The sequence below is a fragment of the Thiocystis violacea genome (assembly GCF_016583575.1).
GTDB lineage: Bacteria > Pseudomonadota > Gammaproteobacteria > Chromatiales > Chromatiaceae > Thiocystis > Thiocystis violacea.
Genome location: NZ_NRRG01000002.1, coordinates 1 through 14,074, shown reverse-complemented (window position 1 = coordinate 14,074; position 14,074 = coordinate 1). Strand labels below are relative to the sequence as shown.

The 14,074-nt window shown below is 65.7% G+C and carries 10 protein-coding genes; 1 reads left to right on the top strand and 9 read right to left on the bottom strand.

The window, feature by feature from the left end; translation table 11 throughout:
- Window positions 1-35 precede the first annotated feature (35 nt).
- The 4 genes from CKO27_RS01215 to CKO27_RS01200 all read right to left on the bottom strand — a co-directional run bounded on the left by CKO27_RS01215 (window position 36) and on the right by CKO27_RS01200 (window position 5,184).
- On the bottom strand, window positions 36-710 hold the full coding sequence (locus CKO27_RS01215) for a cold shock domain-containing protein (RefSeq protein WP_200372980.1): 675 nt from the start codon (window positions 708-710) through the stop codon (window positions 36-38).
- Between the two features lie 332 nt (window positions 711-1,042).
- On the bottom strand, window positions 1,043-2,764 hold the full coding sequence (gene menD, locus CKO27_RS01210; RefSeq protein WP_200372979.1) for a 2-succinyl-5-enolpyruvyl-6-hydroxy-3-cyclohexene-1-carboxylic-acid synthase: 1,722 nt from the start codon (window positions 2,762-2,764) through the stop codon (window positions 1,043-1,045).
- A gap of 15 nt (window positions 2,765-2,779) precedes the next feature.
- Entirely contained in the window at window positions 2,780-4,168 is a 1,389-nt protein-coding gene (locus tag CKO27_RS01205; RefSeq protein ID WP_200372978.1) for an isochorismate synthase, read from the bottom strand.
- 101 nt (window positions 4,169-4,269) lie between these two features.
- A complete protein-coding gene (locus CKO27_RS01200; protein ID WP_200372976.1) occupies window positions 4,270-5,184 on the bottom strand; it encodes an alpha/beta fold hydrolase in 915 nt (304 codons plus the stop codon).
- Between the two features lie 423 nt (window positions 5,185-5,607).
- Between CKO27_RS01200 and CKO27_RS01195 the strand changes: the two genes are divergently transcribed.
- Window positions 5,608-6,324: an alpha/beta fold hydrolase gene (locus tag CKO27_RS01195; protein ID WP_242470670.1), complete on the top strand. Its 717-nt coding sequence runs from the start codon at window positions 5,608-5,610 to the stop codon at window positions 6,322-6,324.
- Window positions 6,325-6,356: 32 nt separating this feature from the next.
- Here the strand turns inward: CKO27_RS01195 and CKO27_RS01190 are convergent, their stop codons facing one another.
- The 5 genes from CKO27_RS01190 to CKO27_RS01170 all read right to left on the bottom strand — a co-directional run.
- Entirely contained in the window at window positions 6,357-6,785 is a 429-nt protein-coding gene (locus CKO27_RS01190; RefSeq protein WP_200372972.1) for a phasin family protein, read from the bottom strand.
- A gap of 163 nt (window positions 6,786-6,948) precedes the next feature.
- Entirely contained in the window at window positions 6,949-8,520 is a 1,572-nt protein-coding gene (locus tag CKO27_RS01185; RefSeq protein WP_200372970.1) for a methyl-accepting chemotaxis protein, read from the bottom strand.
- Window positions 8,521-9,083: 563 nt separating this feature from the next.
- Entirely contained in the window at window positions 9,084-9,992 is a 909-nt protein-coding gene (locus tag CKO27_RS01180) for an Rpn family recombination-promoting nuclease/putative transposase (protein ID WP_200372968.1), read from the bottom strand.
- A 410-nt stretch (window positions 9,993-10,402) separates the two neighbouring features.
- Window positions 10,403-13,198 carry a methyl-accepting chemotaxis protein gene (locus tag CKO27_RS24865; protein WP_276570112.1) on the bottom strand — a complete coding sequence of 932 codons (2,796 nt, stop codon included), beginning with the start codon at window positions 13,196-13,198 and terminating at the stop codon, window positions 10,403-10,405.
- Window positions 13,199-13,523: 325 nt separating this feature from the next.
- Window positions 13,524-14,074, bottom strand: a 551-nt coding sequence (locus CKO27_RS01170; protein WP_242470669.1) for a methyl-accepting chemotaxis protein, incomplete at its 5' end; no start/stop codon positions are given.

The following is a 14,074-nucleotide window of genomic DNA, read 5'->3' as shown; positions in this document are numbered from 1 at the left end:
GGGGCAAGTCTCTCTCGCGGTCTCTGGACGGGCAATTAGATCAACCAACGCGATAAAAGCATGCCGACGCCGATTGGCAATAGGGCGAACAAGGCCAGGATTCCAAGGCACCCGTTCCTCTCTCCGCCCGAGGAAGAGGCGCGAGTGTGCGCGTGGGTTGGGTTTTCGCTCAACCATTGACGATGGCACGCACCGCAATAGAATCTGATATGCCCATTGTTCCAGGCGCGAATGGTACGTTTGTCATGCGCGGCGACGGTTTTGCAGCGTGCGCAGGAGAAGGTTTTTTCTTTCGGCTTCCTAGGGCGGCTAAGTAGAATCAAAGCGAGCAGGGCGGGAAGGCCATAAGGAATCGTTTTTTCGATATCGCCTGATTGAATCGCGACGACAGCGGCGCCGCTCATGGACCCGAAAAGAACCAGCATTAGAACATAGTTGATCGGGCCGTTCTTTCTTGGAGCGGTTTGAACGGAGACCAATCTGCCTGCCGAGACGGGCGAGCTGTCGGCGCTCTCGATGACAACGCGCCTTGCCTTGAGTCGATTCCTTTCATCGCGGGTGGCATCGAATAGGACGGCGTCACCGACTCGTGGCCTTTTGTCGCGGGTTTGGACACTGGAAATATGGAAGAAAATCTCCTCAGCGTCGTTGTCCGGACGAATGAAGCCGAATCCTTTCTCTTCTTTCCATTGGCTGATTCTTCCTTTCATATGGCTAGTCTCCAGTGATTCTTTAATCTCGCTCAATGGTCGGAGTCATGATGTTCCCAGCAATTCCCGGCGAACGCTAACCTATTGAAAAGCTAAATTGCTATTTTACAAATCTTGTTGCGGTCAAGAGCGCGATTTTTCTGAATCAACGGCTTACGCTCTGTTCGCCGGGAATTGCTGTGATGTTCCTAGTCCGGAATGGAAGGCGGACCCCATGCGAATCCTTGATGCCCAACGTGTTTTTTGGGAGATGGTCGCGAGCCGCTTCGTGACATCTTCGGAATGTATGAACCGCGGCAACTGTATCGCGTCGATTCAGCGCGCCAGTGGCTTCAGCTCGCGCCAAATGGATCATCACGGATGGCCCTCCAGAAGGCTTGATGGACCTCCCGGCTGAGGTCGGCGTCGAGTCGTGCCTCGATCAGGCAGCGCTCGGTGTCGAGCGCCTCGGCCAATGCGGCCTTGAATCCGGCCCCATCGGATACCTTGCGATGCACCAGCCCGAATGTACGCGTCAAGTCGGCGAGGTCGATCGGGAGCGGGGTCCGCCAGAGTTGTTCGAAGCCCGGTAGTCCGTGTTGCGGCAGATAGTCGAAGATCCGTCCCCCGCCATTATTCAGGACAATGCAGGGCCGGTCGAGTCGCGGCGTCAGCAGCAGCCCGCTCAGATCGTGCAGAAAGGAGAGGTCGCCGAGCAGTCCGGTGGTGGGCGTGCCGCCGGCATTGAGCCCGGCCAGGGTCGAGGTCTGGCCGTCGATGCCACTCGCGCCCCGGTTGCCGAAGACCGAGAGTCCGGCGGCGCGGCTCCCCGACCAGGTGTCCAGTTGGCGGATCGGGAGCGAGTTGGCGCAGAGCAGGCCATCGCCGGCCGGAAGCGCGTCGAGCAGGTCGCGGATCAGATGGCCCTCGCACCAGGGGGACTGATCGAGATGGTCGGCCGCCCGTCGGTCCAGATGTCGCTCGGCCCGGATCCAGCGGGGGAGCCAGTCGGGATCCCGCCCGGCCCTGTCGGGATTCCGCGCGGCGAGCCAGCGCAGGAAGCGGACGGGGCTGGCGCCGACACGCAGATGAACGTCGTGATTGGGGTCGCTCCAGCCCTGTCCGGGATCGACCGCTAGTGTCGGAACGTCCGCCAGCCAGGCGTTCAGGGTCTTGGAGACGGGCGAGCGACCGAGGCGCAGCACCCAGTCCGGTTTCAGGCTCGCGGCGGCGCGAGGGTTGCGAAGCAGGCTGTCGTAACGGGTGACGCGGTGCTCGGGCGCGGGTCCGAAGCGCAGTCCGGACAGTGGATCGCAGAGCAGGGGCAGGTCGAGCCGGGTCGCGCCGTCCCAGAGCGCCTTGACCAGGGCGGACGGGTAGCGGCCGGGACCGCAGACGATGAGACCGCGAGGGGCCAGGAAGGGACTCGGCAGCTCGGGCCAGGCGTCGCCCTCCCAGTCCCTTTCCCCTTGGAACGAATGGCCTGGCGATCGTCCGAAGTCTTGGGCTGGAGTCTCGGTCAGACAGTCCGGTCCAGGAACCAGCGGCTCGCGAAACGGCAGGTTGAGATGCACGGGTCCGGGCCAAGGCCCCAGGCTCACGGCCGTCGCGCGGGCACCCAGCGCGCGCATCATCTTGAAGGCGGCGGGGGCGTCCTCGGGCGTGCCGGGGTCGTGGAATTCGCGCGCGAATCCGCCGAAGAGCCGGATCTGATCGATGGTCTGATTCGCCCCCCAGCCGCGCAGCTCGGGCGGTCGATCGGCGGACAGGAGGATCAGCGGGATCTCGGACTCGGACGCCTCGATGACGGCCGGAAACCAATGGGCAAGCGCGCTCCCCGAGGTGCAGAGCAGACCGACCGGGCGACCCGAGGCGCGGGCGATCCCGAGGGCGAAGAAGCCGGCGCTGCGCTCGTCCAGGATGGTCGTCAGCTCCAGCGCGGGCTGACGCTGGGCCGCCAGTACCAGAGGGGTCGAGCGGGATCCGGGCGAGAGGACCAGATGTCGCATGCCGCCGGCCAGCAGTCCGTCGAACAGCGCCAGCGACCAGCGCAGATTGAGGCAGGCTTGATCCATGAGCGAGCTAGGGCGCTAGGCGAACTGAAGGGCGGTCGACATGGCCGCGAGCTTGTGCTCGGTCTCGCGCCACTCGCTCATGGGGTCGGAGCCGGCGACGATGCCGGCGCCGGCATAGAGGTCGGCGGTGCGGTCCAGGATGCGCGCGCAGCGCAGCAGCACCCACAACTCCCCGGTCAGGTCCGGTTCCACGATGCCGGCGGCGCCCGTGTACCAGCCGCGTTCGATGGGTTCGTTGGCGTGCAGCCAGGCGCGCGCCTCCCGGCGCGGCTGACCGTTGGTCGCGGGCGTTGGGTGCAGGCGCTCGGCCAGTTCGAAGACGTCCACGCCAGGGTTCAGCTCGCCCCGGACCAGGCTCCAGAGGTGTTGGGCATTGTTGAGCTGGAGGATGCGCGGGCCATCCGGTGGTTCCAGATGACGGCAGCAGTGGCTCAGGGCCTCGGTGACGGCCTCGGCGACGACCCGGTGCTCGCGCAGATTCTTCTCGCAGGTCTGGAGTCCGCGGGTGATCGCGGCGTCGCGGTCGGCATCCTCGGCGCGGCAGGCGGTGCCGGCGATGGCATCCGCCTCGACCCGATCGCGGCGCTGGGTGAACAGGCGTTCCGGGGTCGCCGCGACGAAGCTGGCGGCGTAGCGGCGGATGTTGATCACCTGGCAGGAGGGGAAGAGATAGCTCAGCGCGGCGTTGAGTCGGGTCAGGTCGAAACGTCGATGACCCTGGAGCCGCAGCCGCCGGCAGACCACGACCTTTTCGATCCGCTCACTGTCGATCTCGTCCAGGGCGGCGAACACCAGCTCGCGCCAGTCGTCGAGCCCCGGCGTGCTGTCGCCCGGTTCCAGATGGGCCGGGGTGAGTGGGTCCAGGGCGGGCTGATCGAGCAGCGGCACGACCCGGTCGAGCCAGCCCTCCCAGCGGGCGAGCAGCGCGTCGCGGTCGGTCGGCCCTCGGGTGGTCAGCACCAGGGCCGCCTGGCCGGCGTGGGAGGTCAGGGCCAGCTCGGGCACCCAGAAGAGGGCGTTCGGCAGTGGCTCCGCCTCGGCATTCGGCGCCGGGTTCGGCGAGGCGGCGAATCCGAGCATCCCGAAACCGCTGAAGCCGGTCTCGTCCGGATCGTATTGTCGCCAGTCGGCGCTCAGGGTCCTGGCGATGGCGCGCAGACGTTGCAGTCGCTCCGGTCCCTGTGAGCGCCATTCCCCGGCGATGCCATAGCCGGCGCGCAGGTCGCCGCGATGGTTGTGCCCGAAGTGGAAACGCGGGCCGGGAAGGTCGGGCGCGTTGGCGAGACCATGCGGCAGTTCGAGGATGAGCGAGACCGGCCCCGCGCGCTGGTCCAGCGGCAGGTTGCCGAAGGTTTCGCGAAGTCGCGCCTTGAGCTGCTCGAGGACGTGGAGCGGTTGAAGCATGAGTGGATCGTGACGGCGGGGAACGATGAGCCGGAATAGGGCGCGCGATCCCTGGGGATCGCGCGCCCATGGCGCCAGGCTTGGTTGCTGATCGGCGGAGTTTACCCGAGAGAATCCCAGAAGCGCGTGATGGCGGCGGCAGTTTCGGCCGGTTTTTCCCATTGGGGCATGCCGCGCGTCGGTGCGATCCGCTCCGCGCGCCAGTTGGCATGACGGGTGAGGAAGTCCGGCAGCTCGTGGAAATCGATGTTCGGATCCTTGTCGTAGAGCACCAGAACCGGCTGGGTTACCTGGTTATAGAGTGTGTCGCCCGCCTTCGGGGTGAAGAGCTGTCCGGAGAGGAAATAGAGCGGCGCGTACTTGGCGCCCGGCTGGTGCGTGGTCGCGTGAGCGTAGTCGACCAGCTCCGGCGGGGTCGCGCCGACGAACGCCTGATTGAGGAAGTACCTGATGCTCGGGCGCGTCGTCAGCAGGCCGAAGAGCCCATCGTTGATGACGGGTACGCTCAGGAATTTGTAGGCGCGCTCGGCGGCCTGACCGGTGGGGAGTCCGCGGATGTTGAAACCCGTCGGCGAGATCAGCGCCAGTGAGGTCACCAGATCCGGCTTCATCAGGGCCGCGCGCGCGGCGAATTCACAGCCGAGCGAGAAGGCGGCCAGGTCGGCGGGTTCCTTGACCACGCGCTCCAGGAACTCGGCGATGACGCCGGCGAACAACTCCGGCGAATAGCGCCGATTGTCGCGATCGGAGTGACCGAAGCCGGGCAGATCGAGCGCGTAGACCGGACGTTCCGGGCGGAAATGCTCGAACAGAGGCTTCATCTCGAAGACGCTCGGGGCGGCGTTGATGCTATGGATCAGCACCAGCGGGCGACCCTTGGCGGTCGCGTCGGCGTAATAATGGATGCGCCCGGCCTGTTCGGTGCGCAGGTCGTACCGGGGCGCGTCCACGGCGCCCGGCAGTGGGACGCGGCGTTCGATCTTGTCGCTGGCGGTTGGGTTGATTGCGGAGTCCATCTGCTCAATACCTCTTTAGCGAATGCGGTTCTGGGTCTTGCGTCGTCCACACCCCAACCGATATGGCCATGGATCGCGCGGAGTCGGCAGTTTGAGCGGGATCCGCGGCCTGGGTTCCACGGCGCTTCCCGGATTCGGCTCATGTCCAGGCCGGATCCGGTGTCGCGGATCGGTCAGGGCTTGTGAAAAACCATCGTAGGATGGGTTTCGCTTCGCTCTACCCATCCTACGGGTCTAGGGTGTCGACTCCGCCACCTGGCCTCCAAATCCTCTCCGATCGGGTGGTGGTCGATGAAGTCAAGGCCATGTCACATCAATTTGACGGCGTTCTGTCAATCGAAGTTTACAGTGGTATTGGCTGCTTGTCTGGTGGTGACGGGATGTTTTGGCGGCGCGTCGCCGGCCCGTCCCGAGCGGTTGGCCATGATGCCCGAAACCGGTGTGACGATCGCTCGGGGGCTGGTGACTTCGGTATCGGGCGGCGCGCGGCCTTACCGCTGGTATCGCCCCGCGCCCATGAGCGCCCGCGCGGGCGATCTGGTGGTGCTGGGTCACGGTTTCCGGCGCGGCCAGGAGCACATGGATGGACTGGCGCGCGCCCTGGCTCGGGCCGGCTTCCCGACCGTCACGCTCGACTTCCACGCCGACCCGCCCTGGGCGGGCCATCACTTCCGCAACGGTCTGGACATGATCCGGGTCGCGGATGCCCTGGGCGCCCGGCGCGTCGTCCATGCCGGATTCTCGGCCGGCGGGCTCGCGGCCCTGGCCGCCGGTCGCAACGATCCGCGCACGCTCGGGGTGGTGACGCTGGATCTGGTCGACGCCGATGGACTCGGGGGGCTCATGGCCGCCGGTTTCGATCGGCCGCTGATCGGCCTGGTCGGCGAGCCCTCGTCCTGCAATGCCTACAACAAGGGTCTGAGTGTCTTGACCGTCGGCCGGCGCGCGACGATCGCGCGTTTCGCGGGGTCGGATCACTGTGACTTCGAGTCGCCGACGGATTGGCTCTGTCGTCTGCTGTGCGCGGGTGGGGCGGTGAGGGGGGAGGAGCGACGCGAGGCGATCATCCGGGAGGCCGTGAGCGCGGTCGGGCGACTGATGTCGGCGGGGCCGACGGAATCCCGAGGCCCGCGCCCCTGACGGGCGCGGGCCTCTGTTCCGACGGTTCGCGATCAGGTCTTGACGACCTTATTCATCATGTCCTGCAATTCCTTCAGTCCCTCGTTCATGCGCGTCTGAACGATCTCCAGCGAGTCGGTGTTGGACTTGGCCATGACCTCGGCCAATTCCTTCATGTTGGCGACGGCCTTTTCGAAGGCTTGCTTGGTCAGCTCGGCCTGACGCTCGGTGAAGTCCTTGGGATCCTTGGCCGACGACAGCTCGGTGGCGGCGTTGCGCATCTGGGCCAGGGCGTCCCGGATGATCTCGGCCTGACGCTGGATGAACCCCTGCATGCCCTCGCTGGACGCGCGCGAGGCCGCAGTCAGGGCCTCCAGGTTCTTGCGATAGGCGTCCATCATCGCCTCCATGTCCAGGCCGGGCACCTGCATCTGCTTGAAAATAGGCTCGAAGTCGGCGAAGGGATTTTTGTTGTCGCTCATCGTTGGTTCTCCTTTGATCATGTGGCTCGCCACGAACAGTGGCGGTGCCGGGAGACTCTATGTGAACGGCGGGATCAGGGTCAAATCGTAACCTGGGTGGCCGGGCCGCGGGTGATGGGATCCAGCGGTCGGGCGCGCGCCCGACCGGACCGATGACGAGGTGTCAGATTTTATATTGATGCACCAGCCCGGCCAGGCGACCGGCCAGATTCTCAAGATGTTCGGTGGCCGATACCACCGCGTCGGTGCTGTCGAGCGTCTGCGTCGACAGGTGTCGGATACTCTCCACGTTGCGGCTCATCTCCTCCACCACGGCGCTCTGCTCCTCGGCGGCGGTCGCGATCTGGGCGTTCATGTCGTTGATCCGCTCCACCGAATGCGTGATCGAATCCAGCGAGCGATCGGTCTCGCCGGCCGAGAGCACGCTGCGGTCCGCCTGCTCGCGTCCGCGCCGCATCATGGTCACGGCACCGCGCGCGCCCTCTTGCAGTCGCGCGATCATCTCCTGGATCTCGCGCGTGGAATCCTGGGTCCGCTGCGCCAGGGCGCGCACCTCGTCGGCGACGACCGCGAATCCGCGTCCCTGTTCGCCGGCCCTGGCCGCCTCGATGGCGGCGTTCAGGGCGAGCAGATTGGTCTGTCCCGCGATGCCTCGGATGACGTCCAGGATCTTGCCGATGTTCTCCGAATCGGCCTCCAGTTGGCCGATGGTCCGGGCCGCCTCCGAAACCCCGTCGGCCAGTTCCTGGATCCCATCGACACTGTGCCTGACCACCGCGTGGCCTTCGCGCGCGTCCTGGCTGGCCTGGTGCGCGGCATCGGCGGCGGCGGTGGTGTTGTTGGCGACCTCGGCCACGGTGGCGGACATCTCGTGCATGGCCGTCGCCACCATGTCGGTCTCCTGATGCTGCTGTTCCATCAGGCGATGGGTCGAGTTGGTCGCGGACGCCAGTTGACTGGCCGCCGCGGCGACGCCGGTCGAGGTCTCCTGGATGTGCCCCATCACCGTGGCCAGGCGCGACTGGAGCATCTTGATTGCTTGCAGGATCTCGGCCGTCTCGTTGTTGCCGCCGACATGGATCGGCGAGGTCAGATTGCCCGCCGCGATCGTCTTCGCCACGCGGACGCCTTCCCGGATGTGCTTGAAGATGGCCCGGGCGCTGATTCGCGCCAGGATGAGGCCGGCGACCAGGACGCCGACACCAACCCAGGGGCTGGCCAGCCAGCCCGAGGCCACCGCGCCCAGTCCGACCAGCGCGAAGGCGCCGCTCAGCCAGGCGCGATGGTCGAACTCGGGCAGGAGGCGCTTGGGCAGATCCTCGATCTTGCGTTCCCGGATCCGGGCGTAGAGTTTCTCGGCCGCGTCGATTTGCGCCCGGGTCGGCTTGGTTCGCACCGATTGGTAGCCGACCAGGGTGTCGCCCTCGTAGACCGGCGTGATGTAGGCGTCCACCCAGTAGTGATCGCCGTTCTTGCAGCGGTTCTTGACGACTCCGCGCCAGGGCTTGCCATTCTTGATCGTCCTCCAGAGATCCTTGAAGGCCGCCGCCGGCATGTCGGGATGACGAATCAGGTTGTGATTCACCCCGATCAGCTCATGTTCATCGAACCCGCTGATCTCGATGAAGGGTTTGTTGCAGTAGGTAATGATTCCCTTGGTGTCCGTTGTGGAGACGATGACCAGTGAATCGGCGTAATCGTTTTCGCGGTTCGTGATCGGCAGATTGATCTTCATGGAAAGGGCGGGGGCTCGATGAGTGATGATTCGTGTCTTCCCTGCCGGATCCCAGGGTGGCACGCACGAATATTTATTAAACAAGACCTTGCCTTGGTTCTTGTCGTTCATGGCGGCCTTGCGCCGCTGTCGGGATGCGTCTTCGTATCCCACGGCAATCATAACTTGCGCCCCACCGAAAAGCTGGTGCTCGTGATGAGCGTTCCGGCATGGATGACGGAGAGGTTTTGAACCGATTCAAACCGGCTTGGGCTCGACCCCTGGGATGGGAGCGAGGCCCATCGTTCAAGCTTTGAGCCTCGGAGCGTACAGGATGGGCATCGCTGCGCTCTGCCCATCCGAGGGTTTTTTACAAGCTCCGGGTCGAACCGTAGATGGGCAGAGCGCCGCGAAACCCACCGAACCCCACGCCAAGGCATCAGGATCGCACCATCAAAAACGCCCCCGGTTTCCCGAGGGCGTTTCAGTCTTTCTTCAAGGTCGGTGGTTCGATGGGTTGCGTGACCCGTCGGCCTCCGGGCCAACACTCGGCGTCATACCGTGGTCACTCTACCCATCCTCGCTCAGGATGGAGTGGCTGGGCGCAGTGCCTCGACCTGCGCCACGCTCAGTCCCGTGGCCTGGGCGATCTGCCCATCGCTGAGTACATCCAGCGTGATGAGGTTGCGGGCGGTGTCCTGGGCGGCTTCGAGGCGGCCTTTCCGCATCCCGAGCCGCTCGCCCTCCTCGCGCCCCTCCTCGCGCCCCTCCTCGTGCGCTTCCTTGAGCAAGGACACCTCATCGTGCAGCGCCCGCTCGCGCACGAACGCCAGGCGTCGCGCTTCCTCGTCGGCGCTCAACTGACGCACACGGCTCAACGCCTCCTGGATCGGGGCATGTTCAATCGCGGCCATGGTCTGCTCCTCTCGCCAATGCTCGAAAAAGGTCACCCACGCGGACAGGGGGTCGGATCCAAGCCCGAGGCGGTCCGCCTTCTTTAATTCGATGAGGTTCAACTGCAGCCGGTTCCCCAAGGTGACGCTGGGTTGGCGCTCGTCGCGCATCTCGAAGCGCCACAGCGCTTGCGTGTGCTGCGCGGGCGTGGCGGTGAACAGGTCGAAGTCCAGCAGATGGATGGCGACCGCCGCGCGCAGATGCGCGTAGTCCTCGCCCTGTTCCAACTGCTGGGCCAGCATCCGGGCCAGGTAGTACAGGGCTCGCGCGCCCCAGGCACCATAGCGGCGCACCTGGATTTCGACATTATAGGTGTGTCCCTGGGCATCGCGCGCCAACACGTCGAGGATGATGTACTTGCCGCGCAACTCCGCGGCGTTGATGCCCGGATTGAGAATCTCCACCGCGTGAATCTCGGGCAGGTCCGGGCGCAGGTCGTTGATCAGCGACACCAGCAGCGCCGGTGCCTCGCCAAAGAGGCGTTTGAACACGTAGTCGTTCTTGGGGTCGAGCAGCGCGTCAGTCGCAACGGATGGCATGGCGGGAGACGGCCAGGGTTTCTCAGGTCGCCAGAGTATAGACGCCTGAGCGACGCGCCACGCGATCTGGCCCGCTCGCCGGGGTTGCCCCTGCCCGTGCGTCACTTCGCACGAGGTGCGAAGCCGAAGGGCGAAGCGGTCAAGCACCGATCCGTCGAGCATTCGGGCGCGTGGCCGTCTTCGTCATTCCACCTCGAACTCCCGCCCGACGAAGACGCTTTACTTCGCATACAAGTAGATAGGGTCTTCCGGAGAATCCGCGCGGCGTAGCGATGGCCGCCGCATCGAACAGCCCGCAGTGGAAGCAGGCGGCAGGAGAAATCGGGTGGCTGGAAGACTCGCGAGGGCTCGCGCGACACGGAACCCTGTGCCGGCGAGACCTCGTCGATCGTTTCAGCCCAGGCAGTCGCTCAGAACTCCTCCCACTGATCCGCGTCACTGGTGGCCGGGGCGTTGGCGCCGGGTCGCTTCATGGGCGTTCGGCCGCTCTTGGCGGGGGGCTTGGACACGCCTCCCGACCTGGCCGACGTGGGCCGCCCACCTGCCCGGTTCTCCAGCCTGGCCGCACCCCCGGCGGTCGCGCGCCGCGCTCCGGAGAGCTTGAACATGGCGATCGCCTGCGCCAGCACTCGGGTCTGATCCTCCAGACTCTCGGCCGCCGCGGCGGCCTCTTCCACCAGCGCCGCGTTCTGCTGGGTCACCTCGTCCATCTGGGCGACCGCCTGGGTCACCTGTTCGATGCCGGTGCTCTGCTCGCGCGAGGCGTTGCTGATCTCTCCGACCAGTCCGGTGACCTGCTGGAAGCTGTGAAGGATCTCCCCCATGGTGTCGCCGGCCTGGGTCGCCAGTTGCACCCCGCCCTCGACCTTGCCGACCGAGTCGCTGATCAGCTCCTTGATCTCCTTGGCCGCCTGGGCGCTGCGCCCCGCCAGCCCGCGTACCTCGGAGGCGACCACCGCGAAGCCTCGCCCCTGCTCGCCGGCACGCGCCGCCTCGACCGCCGCGTTGAGCGCCAGGATGTTGGTCTGGAAGGCGATGGAGTCGATCACGCCGATGATGTCGGCGATGCGCCGGCTGGAGTCCTGGATGCCGCCCATGGTCTCCACCACCCGCGTGACCATTTCACCCCCACGCGCGGCGACGCTGTTGGCGTTGCGCGCCAGACGGTTGGCCTGGTCGGCGTTCTGGGCGTTTTGCTTGACCGTGGCGTTGAGCTGCTCCATGGAGCTGGCGGTTTCCTCCAGATTGGCGGCCTGCTCCTCGGTGCGTCCCGAGAGATCCGAGTTGCCGGAGGCGATCTCCCCGGCCGCGCTGCCGATTGCCTCGGAGGCTTCCAGGATGCGCCCGATGACCTCATGCAAGCGGGCGACCGTGGTGTTGGTGTCGTCCTTGATCTGGCCGAAGGCGCCCGCGTAGTCGGCGTCCATCGTTTGGGTGAGGTCACCCTGGGCGATGGCGTTGAGCACCTCCGCCACATCGGCCAGACCGGTCTCGACGATCTCGGTCAACCGGTTCAGCCCTTCGGAGAGTTGCAGGAAGAAGCCATGCTTGCCCACGACCTCGATGCGTCGCGTGAAATCACCGTTACCCGCGTCGGCGATGATGTCGGCGATTTCACGCTCGACCCCAACCTCGAGCGTCCGGTCGACCCACTGGGTGACACGTCCATGGTAAACGCCGGAGTCCTCCCGCACTGGACTGACCGTGACGCGCAGATGGCGCCCGCCCAGCCTGGTGTCGAGGGTGCGTGTGCTGGTCAGTTCGGCGCGATAGGCGGCGCGTGTCTCCTCATCCTCGAAATAGTTGGAGAGACGACTCCCGATCAATGCGCCGACGTTGAATCCAGGCTGTTTGCGGGCGATCTCGGGCGACATGGCTTGCCAGAGCGCTTGGCCCGCTTCGTTGAGATAGGCCAATGCGTTGTGCTCGTCCGACACGCTCACCGGGATGGAGATTTTATCCAGGGCGTGGCGGATGCGCAGATTGGCGCGCGCGGCCGTCCGCTCATTTTCGATGCTGTCTTGCAGCGTGGCGCGCATCTGGTTGAGCCCGCGCGCGATCTCGCCAAACTCGTCGCGTGACACGCAGTGCACCTCCGAGGCCAGATCGCCCGAGGCGATTCGCCCCGCCGCGGCCGCGATCCCCGTCGCGGCGCGGGCCACCATGCCGCGCATAACCATGAACAGATAGGCCGCCAGAAGCAGCAGGACGCCGACCAGGGTGGCGACCGTCCATAAATGGTCACGCATCCCGCCGACGCGCTCGGCAATGACCTGATCCAGTTCCTCGCGGCTGGTCTTCCAGAGATGGTAGCCGGCCTCGATGAGCCCCGTGCCGACCGCGAAGACGGCCTTTTCATTTAACCCTAGGGCCGTGCCATGCACGAACTGGCGATCAAGCAGCTCGGAAAACGTCTTGACGTTGCGTTCCACCTCGGCGCGCTGGTCGTCAAGGCGGCTGGCGGCCGCCGGATTGACTCGGGCGACCTTGGCCAATCCCGACGCGAGCGCCGTGGCGTGGTCGCTGAAGTGAGCCATCTTCGCGGCCAGTTCGATTTTTTCCTCGACGCTGATCGACTGGCGGAGCGCGATGCCGGCGGCTTGGCCACGCATGGCGGCGCTCATTTCAACCATGCCGGGTAACTGGACGATGGCACCATCCATCAAATAGTAGGAGTCGATGTCGGGATCGAGCGTGAGATTGGACTGGTCCGCGATCTTCGACACAAAGGCGAGCATCGCCTCCAGCAAGGCGTCGTGTGCCCGCGACGCCTCGGCGGCGGAGGCGAATGTCGCCCGCGTGATCGTCCGCCACTGCTCCCTGAGCGCCGTCCAGTCGGACTCGACGCCGAGTGTCGCCCCTTCCCTGGTCATCATCGGCGTCGCTGAAGCGAAAGCGGCGTCGGCCTTCGCGGCGGCCTCCGTAAGCGCGCCGCGCGCCGATGCGTCGCCGTTGGCAAGACGGGCGGACAGCTCACGGTGAAGCTGGATGTGTCGCACGACATCCGGCAAAGGGTGCACCAGAGCGATGCCCGTGCGTTCAAGCGAAGAAAACTGGATCGCGCTCCACTGTGCCTGGACGAAGAGGGTGGACAGGAGCGCGATGACGGCCAGGAAGGCGGTCCCCATCAGGCCGATTTTTCCGGGCAGACTCAGACGGGCGAGCAGGCGCTCGGCGGGGTAGGTCAGGATGGATCCCTGGGCCATGGCATTAGGTACTCCAGTTATGGCGGCGGCGCTCGTCTCCGAGAATTCTGTTCCGCTCGCTCAATGAGGTATCGGTAAGCCGCGTTGACGAGTTCAGCGCTTCATACCCCCGATCCGCCCGCGCGGCGACTGCCACGCGCACGGTAGTTCGCCGCGGGCTTTCGGCCCACGGCGAATGGCTGGTGTCGCGCATGCCACGGGCTAGACAAGGCCGTGCCGCGTCTCAGGATCGAACGCGAACGCTCGACGAGTCTGTTCAACTTGGCGACGACGCTGGAGTGTTCCGGCCCCGGTATGTCGTCGCCCTTCGTCCGAACCCCAGGGACTAGAACTCCTCCCACTGATCCGCGTCACTGGTGGCCGGGGCGTTGGCGCCGAGTCGCTTCATGGGCGCTCGGCCGCTCTTGGCGGGGGGCTTGGACAGGCTTCCCGAACTGGCCGACGTGGGTCGCCCGCCCGCGCGGCTCTCCAGCCTGGCCGGAACCCCGGCGCTCGCGCGAGGCGCTCCGGAGAGCTTGAACATGGAAATCGCCTGGGCCAGCACCCGGGTTTGATCCTCCAGACTCTCGGCCGCCGCGGCGGCCTCTTCCACCAGCGCCGCGTTCTGCTGGGTCACCTCGTCCATCTGGGCGACCGCCTGGGTCACCTGTTCGATGCCGGTGCTCTGCTCGCGCGAGGCGTTGGTGATCTCGTCGACCAGTCCGGTGACCTGCTGGAAGCTGTGAAGGATCTCCCCCATGGTGTCGCCGGCCTGGGTCGCTAGGTGCACCCCGCCCTCGACCTTGCCGACCGAGTCGCTGATCAGCTCCTTGATCTCCTTGGCCGCCTGGGCGCTGCGTTGCGCCAGACCGCGTACCTCGGAGGCGACCACCGCGA

Excerpts from the sequence above, each read along its gene's own strand:
- CKO27_RS01215 (WP_200372980.1), bottom strand. The coding sequence starts at position 710 with ATGAAAGGAAGAATCAGCCAATGGAAAGAAGAGAAAGGATTCGGCTTC.
- menD (WP_200372979.1), bottom strand. The coding sequence starts at position 2,764 with ATGGATCAAGCCTGCCTCAATCTGCGCTGGTCGCTGGCGCTGTTCGAC.
- CKO27_RS01205 (WP_200372978.1), bottom strand. The coding sequence starts at position 4,168 with ATGCTTCAACCGCTCCACGTCCTCGAGCAGCTCAAGGCGCGACTTCGC.
- CKO27_RS01200 (WP_200372976.1), bottom strand. The coding sequence starts at position 5,184 with ATGGACTCCGCAATCAACCCAACCGCCAGCGACAAGATCGAACGCCGC.
- CKO27_RS01195 (WP_242470670.1), top strand. The coding sequence starts at position 5,608 with ATGATGCCCGAAACCGGTGTGACGATCGCTCGGGGGCTGGTGACTTCG.
- CKO27_RS01190 (WP_200372972.1), bottom strand. The coding sequence starts at position 6,785 with ATGAGCGACAACAAAAATCCCTTCGCCGACTTCGAGCCTATTTTCAAG.
- CKO27_RS01185 (WP_200372970.1), bottom strand. The coding sequence starts at position 8,520 with ATGAAGATCAATCTGCCGATCACGAACCGCGAAAACGATTACGCCGAT.
- CKO27_RS01180 (WP_200372968.1), bottom strand. The coding sequence starts at position 9,992 with ATGCCATCCGTTGCGACTGACGCGCTGCTCGACCCCAAGAACGACTAC.
- CKO27_RS24865 (WP_276570112.1), bottom strand. The coding sequence starts at position 13,198 with ATGGCCCAGGGATCCATCCTGACCTACCCCGCCGAGCGCCTGCTCGCC.